This is a genomic window from Streptomyces sp. S6, assembly GCF_054880855.1.
This window is the reverse complement of sequence record NZ_JBTYMC010000404.1, coordinates 1-5,123: the sequence shown is the minus strand read 5'-3', so window position 1 is coordinate 5,123 and position 5,123 is coordinate 1. Positions and strand designations below refer to the sequence as shown.

At 70.9% G+C, this 5,123-nt stretch carries 4 protein-coding genes and 1 riboswitch; of the genes, 1 reads left to right on the top strand and 3 read right to left on the bottom strand.

Annotated features, from left to right (window positions below; all coding sequences use genetic code 11):
* Positions 1–288 precede the first annotated feature (288 nt).
* Complete coding sequence (locus ACVNF4_RS32345; protein ID WP_461806440.1) at positions 289–1,506, bottom strand: LolA family protein; 1,218 nt, start codon at positions 1,504–1,506, stop codon at positions 289–291.
* Between the two features lie 340 nt (positions 1,507–1,846).
* Positions 1,847–2,857: a polyprenyl synthetase family protein gene (locus tag ACVNF4_RS32340; RefSeq protein WP_461806439.1), complete on the bottom strand. Its 1,011-nt coding sequence runs from the start codon at positions 2,855–2,857 to the stop codon at positions 1,847–1,849.
* A 463-nt stretch (positions 2,858–3,320) separates the two neighbouring features.
* Positions 3,321–3,496: riboswitch (cyclic di-AMP (ydaO/yuaA leader) on the top strand.
* Positions 3,497–3,499: 3 nt separating this feature from the next.
* On the opposite strand from ACVNF4_RS32340, the gene ACVNF4_RS32335 reads away from it, so the two are divergent.
* Positions 3,500–3,961 carry a transglycosylase SLT domain-containing protein gene (locus ACVNF4_RS32335; RefSeq protein WP_461806438.1) on the top strand — a complete coding sequence of 154 codons (462 nt, stop codon included), beginning with the start codon at positions 3,500–3,502 and terminating at the stop codon, positions 3,959–3,961.
* Positions 3,962–4,043: 82 nt separating this feature from the next.
* Here the strand turns inward: ACVNF4_RS32335 and ACVNF4_RS32330 are convergent, their stop codons facing one another.
* Entirely contained in the window at positions 4,044–4,871 is an 828-nt protein-coding gene (locus tag ACVNF4_RS32330) for an HAD family hydrolase (RefSeq protein WP_461806437.1), read from the bottom strand.
* Between the last annotated feature and the right edge of the window lie 252 nt (positions 4,872–5,123).

The following is a 5,123-nucleotide window of genomic DNA, read 5'->3' as shown; positions in this document are numbered from 1 at the left end:
GCGACGCGGCCCGGCCGGAGGCCGCCGGCAGCGGGGCCGGTTCCGGGGCGAGGCTGGAGCGGTCCGGCGTCAGTGAAGCTCCGCCGGAGGCCGGGGCGGGGTGGCCCGTGGACCGCGAGGCCGGTGCCTCTTCAGGGCTCGGCTCCCTTGTGGGGCTCGGCTCCCCTCCCGGTTCCGGTTCCTCTCCCTCTCCCGGCTCCGTCGCCGGTGGCCGTGCTGTCGGCGGGTGTGGCATGGCTCCCCCGATCCGGTGACGGCGCGGTGGCCGTTCTCCTGGTGAGACCGTACTCAGTTGCCCTCGGCGGCCTTCACCAGGGCGTCCTTCGTGACGGCGCCGACGTAGACCTTGCCGCTGTCGGTGACGAGGGCGTTGACCAGGCGGGTGGAGAAGACGGTGCCCTTGCCGAAGTCGCCGGAGACCTTGTCGCCGAAGGAGTCGATGAAGTCGCCGAACGGGCCGGCCTCGGGGCGCCCCGAGGAGGCGGTGCCTGCCGTGCCCGTGTCGAACGTGGCGATCGTGGTCCAGCCCTTGCCCAGGACGTTCAGGCCCGTGAGGTCCTCGCCGAGGCCCTTCCCGGCCGGATTCCTGCCGGGGGCGCCCTTGTCCTCGTCGCCGCGCGGGTGCTCGCCCTGGGTGACCTTCGCGCCCTTGGGCGGGGTGAAGTCGAAGGTGGAGGCGGCCGGCTTGTCGAAGCTGACCTGGGTGAAGCCGGCGTCGACGACGGCCGCGCCGCCGCTCCTCGGGGTGAGCGTGAACTTCAGGGGCAGACCGGTCTTGGCGTCGACGGCGATGCTGATCGCGCCGACCGTCGTACCGGACTGCTTGGGCGTCACCAGCAGTTTGTAGGCGTCGCGGCCCGCGACGTGGACCGTGCCGTCGACCTTCACCGACGTCGTGGGGTCGAGGGCCTTCAGCGTCTCTTCCGTGAGGTCCTTGGGGGTCGCCGGGGCCTGCGACTGCTTGCCGGCCTTCTCGGAGAGCGTCGAGTGGTAGACCTCGTTCGACTTGCTGTCGTAGCCCCAGACGTCCTTGCCGTTGTGGACGAGGCTGTACTCCGCCGCGTTCTCCAGGAGGGAGAGCTTCTGCTTCTCGGGGCCGTCGGTGGCCACGCGCAGCGTGTGTGTGCCGGAGGCCAGCTCCGTCAGCTTGGTGGAGGGGTCGGCGGAGGAGCCGTCCGCGGAGCCGGTCGCGCCGGAGAGGAGGCCGCTCTCCAGGCCGCCGAGGTTCGGCAGGCCCAGGTCGGTCGTGATCTTGACGGTGCCGGAGAGCTGCTGGACGTCCGACGCGGCGACCTTGTCCAGGAGCTGCTGGGCGGTTATCTGCGGGAGGTCGGGGTCGCCGGAGTCGGCGAGGGCGGGTACCAGGCCGATGGTGGCGGCGGCCATGCCCACGACCGACACCGGGACGACGTACCGCGCAGCCGTCCTGCGGCGGCGGGACCTCGCCTCGTCGGCGTCGGTGACGGCGGTCGGGGTCTGGTGGTCGTCGGATGCGTTCGGTGCCATGTCTGCCTTACCTCCGTCGAAGTCGGCGGCCGGTGGGCACTGTGCTCGCCCCACCCCTGACCGCCATTCTCACCCGAATCGGTGAGCCGTGGTCCTGCGTTCTGCATCCATCACACCAAACCGGACCCGTCACCGGCGTCACCCCGCAGAGTCAACTCCGCGTACTCCTGCGGTATGACACGCCACTCCGGTTTCCCGTAGTCCCCTAGGGGTCCGCGGAGTCGTACCCGGCTGCGGGGAGGGGTGAGGCGGGGCCGGCACAGGGGGTTTGAGCTGCGGATACGCGAACGACGGGGCAGGCCGGCGGGCCGCCGTCCGTACCCCGTCGTCCGTGCGGGTCCTAGCCGGCCCGGTGCACCACCGCGTCGCACATCTCCACCAGGGCGAGCTTCGCGTCGCAGTCCGGGAGGGGGGAGAGGGCGGAGCGGGCCTCTTCGGCGTAGCGGACGGTGTCGCGGCGGGCCTGTTCGAGGGCGGGGTGGGTGCGCAGGGCGGCGAGGGCCTCGGCGTGCCGGGCGTCGTCGGTGAGGTCGGAGTCGAGGAGTTCGCACAGGGCGACGTCCTCGGCGAGACCGAGCCGGGCGGCGCGCTCGCGCAGGCGCAGGACGGGGAGCGTGGAGATGCCCTCGCGCAGGTCCGTGCCGGGGGTCTTGCCCGACTCGTGGGAGTCGGAGGCGATGTCGAGGACGTCGTCCGCGAGCTGGAAGGCGACGCCGAGGCGCTCGCCGTACTGCGTGAGGACGTCGACGACCGTCTCGTCGGCGCCCGAGGTCATCGCCCCGAAGCGGCAGGAGACGGCGACGAGGGAGCCGGTCTTGCCGGCGAGGACGTCGAGGTAGTGGTCCACGGGGTCGCGGCCGTCCGTGGGGCCCGCGGTCTCCAGGATCTGGCCGGTGACGAGCCGTTCGAACGCCTCGGCCTGGATGCGGACGACCTCGGGCCCGAGGTCGGCGAGGATCTGGGACGCGCGCGCGAAGAGGAAGTCACCCGTGAGGACGGCGACGGAGTTGCCCCAGCGGGCGTTGGGGCTGGCGACCCCGCGCCGCACCTCGGCCTCGTCCATGACGTCGTCGTGGTAGAGGGTGGCGAGGTGGGTGAGTTCGACACCGACGGCCGACGGCACCACACCGGGCGCGTACGGGTCGCCGAACTGGGCCGACAGCATCACCAGCAGTGGCCGGAAACGTTTGCCCCCGGCGCGCACGAGGTGCTGCGCGGCCTCCGTGATGAAGGGAACCTCGCTCTTGGTGGCTTCGAGCAGGCCCTCCTCGACGGCCGAGAGTCCGGCCTGGACGTCGGCTTCCAGTGCCTGGTCCCGCACGCTCAGCCCGAACGGCCCGACGACGGTCACGAGGGATCTCCTGTCTGCTGTTGCCCACGGGCGACTGTTGGCGATTACACGGTTTGTCGATAGGTCGTTGCCCTCACTCAAGTCAGCGTATCCGGTCACGTTTCGATCACCGATAGCCCCCACGGTTACAGCACGGGCGCTATCGGATCACGCCTGCTATGCATCCGATCGACCGATAAGACACGCCATATTCACACATGGATACCTTGTGCCCCATTTTGCCGCTATTGCTATTTCGTGAGTTGAGTCACGGGCACTTTTTTCACCCGTTCTCCCCGCACCACCCCTCCACCCTTCCCCCGCAGGCCAGTTGACACTTGGCGATCGCAAAGGATCAAGCACCCCATACGCCTTAGACAGATGTCAACAGGGACGAGATGTGAATCCGACGCTTGTTCCGGACATGTGCTCTCGCATACGTTCCGCCGGGTCGGGCGGACGCCTAATCCTGCCGCCGCCCCTCACCACTCCATCGACGAACTCGCGTGCGGCAGGAGCGGGGGACCCAGGTAGTACGCCGCACCGGACACGCTCCGGGACGGCTAGGGGTGAAGCCGTGTCACCGTCCCCGGTGGCCCGGCCGGGCACCTCCCCGCCCGAACCCGACAGCTCACCTCGCAGGCGCCGGAGAGGAACATCGCCATGCCTGCAATCCGCAAGAAGCGTCTCGCCCGAGTACTCGCCGTCGCCGCCACCGGTACGGTCCTGCTCGCCCTCCCGATCGCCGGTGCGACCAGCGCCTCCGCGGCCACCGGCGCCACGTCGTCCACGGTCGCCGGATACCCGAACACCCTGGACGGCTGGATCCGCGAATCCCTCGCGATCATGGCCCAGAAGGGCATCCCGGGCAGCTACAACGGCATCTACCGCAACATCATCCGCGAGTCCTCCGGCAACCCCTGGGCCGTCAACAACTGGGACTCCAACGCCGCCGCCGGGACGCCGTCCAAGGGCCTGCTCCAGGTGATCGACCCGACCTTCCGGGCGTACCACGTCGCCGGGACCGCGTACGACCCGTACGACCCGGTCGCGAACATCACCGCCGCGTGCAACTACGCGGCGGCGGTGTACGGGTCGATCGACAACGTGTACGGCGCGTACTGACCGTCCCTCCGGGACGCCCTCCCGGAAGTGAACGTCCCTGTGGGAGCCCTGGTTTCGGATCGGGGCTCCCTAACGGCTCGCGTTACGGAAACATCCGTTCAAGAACGGTCGCCACGCCGTCCTCCTCGTTCGAACCGGTCACCTCGTCGGCCACCGCCTTGAGTTCGGGGTGTGCGTTCGCCATCGCGACCCCATAGGCCGACCACTCGAACATCGGGATGTCGTTCGGCATGTCCCCGAAGGCGACCGTGTCCTGCGGGGCGACCCCGAGGCGTTCGGCGGCCAGCGCCAGGCCGGTGGCCTTCGTGACGCCGCTCGGCTGGAGTTCGACCGTGCCGGGCCCCGACATCGTGACGGTGGCGAGCGAACCGACCGCCGCGCGCGCGGTGGCCGCCAACTCGTCGTCCGTGAGCGCTGGGTGACGCAGGAGCACCTTGCTGATCGGCTCGCACCACAGGTCCTCGCGGCGGCCCACGCGCAGCGCCGGGAGCGTCGGGTGCGGCATCAGGTAGCCCGGCTCGATCAGCGTCAGCCCGTCCACGCCGTCCTGGTCGACGGCGGCGTACACCTGCCCGACCTCCGCCTCGATCTTGCCGAGCGCGGTCTCCGCGAGTTCGCGGTCCAGCGTGACGGACCACAGGAGGCGGTCGGCGCCGGCGTCGTACACCTGCGCTCCCTGGCCGCACACCGCGAGCCCACGGCCGCGCAGGATCTCCAGCAGGGGGCGTACCCGGGGGGCCGGGCGGCCGGTCACCACCAGGTGCCGCGCGCCGGACTCCACGACCCGCTGGAGGGCGTTCAGCGAGCGGTCCGAGAAGGTGTCGTCGGCGCGGAGCAGCGTGCCGTCCAGGTCGGTGGCGACGAGGGCGTACGCGCGCGTGACGGAAGCGGGGGTGGTGGGTGCGGCCATGATCAGAGAATACGGACCGCACCGGCCCCAGGGGGCCCGACCGACCGGCTCGCGCCACCCCTCACGGGCCACACGCCCATGACCTCCCGAACCATCCGGAAACCGACGCGCCGCCGCCCCGCGCGGGAGGGCCGCAAACCGGTCGCCCGGCAGGGGAAGGGGTGTCCGCGCGGGGAGGTGGTGCCGGGGCGGCTGCCTGCCTGACCTTGCCGACGGAACGGGATCCCGCGCGGGGCAGCGGCTTCGCGGGGC

Excerpts from the sequence above, each read along its gene's own strand:
- ACVNF4_RS32335 (WP_461806438.1), top strand. The coding sequence starts at position 3,500 with ATGCCTGCAATCCGCAAGAAGCGTCTCGCCCGAGTACTCGCCGTCGCC.
- ACVNF4_RS32345 (WP_461806440.1), bottom strand. The coding sequence starts at position 1,506 with ATGGCACCGAACGCATCCGACGACCACCAGACCCCGACCGCCGTCACC.
- ACVNF4_RS32330 (WP_461806437.1), bottom strand. The coding sequence starts at position 4,871 with ATGGCCGCACCCACCACCCCCGCTTCCGTCACGCGCGCGTACGCCCTC.